This window comes from Candidatus Cloacimonadota bacterium, from assembly GCA_034722995.1.
Taxonomy (GTDB): domain Bacteria; phylum Cloacimonadota; class Cloacimonadia; order JGIOTU-2; family JGIOTU-2; genus JAGMCF01.
In genome coordinates, this window is sequence record JAYEOL010000048.1 from 44,996 (window position 1) to 47,691 (window position 2,696).

Consider the following 2,696-nt stretch of genomic DNA (forward strand, 5'->3'; position numbering starts at 1 on the left):
CCTTCTTCAATTGCGATTTTATAGCTGTTGCTCATTCCCATAGAAAGATATTTCATTTCTACATTTAGGATATTAGCAGCCTTAATTTTATCAAAAGTCTTTTTTGTTTCCTTAAAATATGGTCTTGCTTTTTCTGGGACACCAAATCTTGGTCCCATAGTCATCAAACCCATAATTTTAATGTTGGGTAAACTAGAAATTGCTTTTAGCAACTTTTCTGTATTTTCTGGCATCACTCCAAATTTTTGTGGTTCTCTGCCGCTATTTATTTCTATAAGAACAGGCATAATTTTATTATTTTTCTTTGCCTGTTTATCTATCTCTTTTGCAAGTTTGATAGAATCAACAGTTTCTATCATATCATAAACTGGAACTACATATTTGACTTTGTTGGTTTGTAGATGTCCAATAAAATGCCATTTGGTTTTGTTACCAATCTTTTCAATCACCTTTAATGATTCTTGGACATAGTTTTCACCAATCTTCTTTACTCCTGCATCAATTGCCTGAAAAATTTCTTCGGCAGTTCTTGTTTTGGCAGCTGCCACCAACTCTACACCTTCTGGAATTTCAGATAATATCTTTTCTAAATTTCTTTTAATATCATTCATTTTTTCCTTCTATAAATTATTACCCGCGAAACACACTAAAAACACGAAAGAATATATGAAATTTTTACTACTCAACCTTTGATAATTTCAAGTTTCAAGTATCAAATTTCAAGTTTCAATTATCCTTCCTACTCCGCCTTCTATCCATTTTTCTGGATATAATGCTTTTATTTCAGCTTGATGTTGAGTGCAATGACAGGCACAAATCTTTTCCAAATTTGTTATTATGTCAAATTCTCTAAAGCCATGAAGTCCTCCAATAAGAATATACGGTTTTCCAAACTGTGATACTGCATCAAGAATATTTCCTACTCCAGGATGAGAACAACCTGCAATGACGACCAAACCTTTTTCCATCTTAATTGCCATAGATTGCTCTATATGTTTGAGTGTTCCAGTAGAGAATATGCCTTCGTGCATCTGAAGAGATTGTTTTATTTTAATTACTTCTCTATTTTTCGCTCTAAGATAGAACAAACGCGGGATATAAACTTTTGCAGTTTTGTTTATCTTAAGAAAATGAGACAGTCCACCTGTATGGTCCCAATGAGAATGAGAGATAAATACCTCATCAATAGATTCAGGCTTAATATTGAGTTTTTCCATATTATTGAGAAGTATTGTGCCCTTTGCCCCTGTATCAAATAGAATTTTTAAGTTATCTTTTTCTATAAGAGCAGAAAATCCCCAATCAGCTTTAAGCCCTGGTTTGTATACCGTATTATCATAGATTAGTGTAATTTTCATCTTTGTAATGTTTGGTGTAGCTCCGATACATCGGAGCTTTAGATAGGTGAGAGATCCATTCTCCGAAGTTCTACGAAGGATGAACTCGCCTACTCCATATCTCCTTAATTATGTATTTTCTTCATTTTAATCCATTTTCCCTGGTCAATACCTATTACATTTCCACATTGACATTTAACTTTATCTCCATCTCTTATACTATGATCTTCAATTATTCGGTCTTTCCAGCAGTGCCATAGTCGTCCTTTGCCGATTTTTAGATATTTGAAGATCTTTCGGTGGCATTTATCACATTTTATTATCATCACTTTAGATGTGTCTGCCAAAGTTCTCTCCTTCTTGCTTCAAGCATATCAACAGGAATGCCTAAAAACTCCGCTGCTGTCTGAATTTTGATATTTTTCTTTTCTGCTACATCAAAAACCTTTGCTATCCTTTCTTTCCATTTCAAATCTCTAAGAAAATGATGGTCTACTATCAATGAATCTAAGGGACAGTTTTCAATTATTTTTGTCATATTTTCAATTGATGCATTCAAGCTTTCGTAACTATATCTGAAACCCAGCATATAAGAAAGAGGTCCATCCAATATTACTAAATTTGGCTTGTTTTGAACGATGAAATCTGTTTGGTCATCAAGACTTGGTCCTTCAACATCAGATGTGTGAATAAATCTATAACCATCGTCAATTAGAACTTCTGTCACATATCCTAATTTTGAGTTTGTGCCGTGAAAAACTGGCTGTGAGAATTTAATCTTTGTATTGCCGAATTGAAATTCTCTGCCATCCGAATATTCCAATTTTTGTGGCAATCCCTTTATTTGCTGTAAAAAGTAAGCTGCCCTTTTTATCTGGCTGCGATTGATTTTTTCTGTTGGATGTTTAATTAAAACTGTTTTGTTTTTATAGATTTCAAGATGGTCGTTTGGATTATGATGGTCATAATGATAATGGGTAATTATAAGGACATCAGAGAGTGTTGCATACTTTACTATTTTTATCCAATGTTCATCTAATCTCTCCAATTCAATTTGATGTGGGGATAAGTTATATCTCCTTGGTCCCAGAGCCACGCCCGGGTCTATCAAAACTTTTACATCTTTGGTTTCAACAAATGTACTCATAGACCTGGTTCCAAAGCTGTCAAATGCTAATGGTATTATTTTCATTTGGTTTACTCCTATAAATACTTTGCCACAGAGACACAGAGGATATTTATTATTTTCCCACTGCAGAGAAGTAATAACATTTTAATAGTCAGACGAAAGTGCACCCATCTGATTGCAGGCTGTGTTCCGGTTCCCAGTTTCAAGTTTCCAGTTTCAAATTTCAAGTG

General features: G+C 34.0%; 4 protein-coding genes. All 4 read right to left on the minus strand.

What is annotated here, in order from left to right; translation table 11 throughout:
* On the minus strand, window positions 1-611 hold a 611-nt coding region (locus U9R23_06010; protein MEA3475970.1), incomplete at its 3' end, for a YggS family pyridoxal phosphate-dependent enzyme.
* Window positions 612-719: 108 nt separating this feature from the next.
* The gene (locus U9R23_06015) at window positions 720-1,358 is read right to left on the minus strand and encodes an MBL fold metallo-hydrolase (GenBank protein ID MEA3475971.1); all 639 of its coding nucleotides are present in this window, start codon (window positions 1,356-1,358) and stop codon (window positions 720-722) included.
* A 104-nt stretch (window positions 1,359-1,462) separates the two neighbouring features.
* Window positions 1,463-1,684, minus strand: coding sequence for a hypothetical protein (locus U9R23_06020; GenBank protein ID MEA3475972.1), 222 nt, complete (start codon window positions 1,682-1,684; stop codon window positions 1,463-1,465).
* Window positions 1,663-2,529, minus strand: a complete 867-nt coding sequence (locus U9R23_06025) for a hypothetical protein (protein ID MEA3475973.1) — start codon at window positions 2,527-2,529, stop codon at window positions 1,663-1,665. Before U9R23_06025 ends, U9R23_06020 begins: the two co-directional genes overlap by 22 nt.
* Window positions 2,530-2,696: the final 167 nt, after the last annotated feature.

Bases quoted from the DNA above. Each gene is read 5' to 3' on its own strand.
- U9R23_06015 (MEA3475971.1), bottom strand. From the start codon at position 1,358: ATGAAAATTACACTAATCTATGATAATACGGTATACAAACCAGGGCTT.
- U9R23_06025 (MEA3475973.1), bottom strand. From the start codon at position 2,529: ATGAAAATAATACCATTAGCATTTGACAGCTTTGGAACCAGGTCTATG.